Source organism: Psychrobacter cibarius (assembly GCF_016107535.1).
Classification (GTDB): domain Bacteria; phylum Pseudomonadota; class Gammaproteobacteria; order Pseudomonadales; family Moraxellaceae; genus Psychrobacter; species Psychrobacter cibarius.
Map to the genome: position 1 here is coordinate 1 of NZ_JABASQ010000075.1, position 363 is coordinate 363.

At 47.7% G+C, this 363-nt stretch carries 1 pseudogene; it reads left to right on the forward strand.

Annotation, left to right across the window (positions count from 1 at the left end):
- Window positions 1-363: pseudogene (locus JFC08_RS13665) on the forward strand (hypothetical protein); the annotation flags it as partial.

The window sequence follows — 363 nt, forward strand, 5'->3', positions numbered from 1 at the left end:
GTTTTAAAGATGAGAGAATCTTTGAGTATGCTGAACGTATGAAGCTGCACCTAGCGATGCGCTTGATACAACGTCATGGTGAGGCGATGGCTATCAGATGGGAGCAAGGAGAAACCGCGGCTGACGCCCCTGATAAATTTGATCAGCGTCAAGTGGCGCAACTTAGCGAGTTTGCACAGCGCCATGGTATTGAGGACCACGATAAAGCCGTGGAATTTACCGCGCACTTACGCCAAGTGGCCAAACGTTTTGATTACACGCTGGTTGAAAACAACAAAGCCATTATCAAGCTGTTGCGTGATCCTAACGCTGAACGTGAGCAGTATCTAGCGCTTACCAAGCATTTTACAGATTTCAGAGACA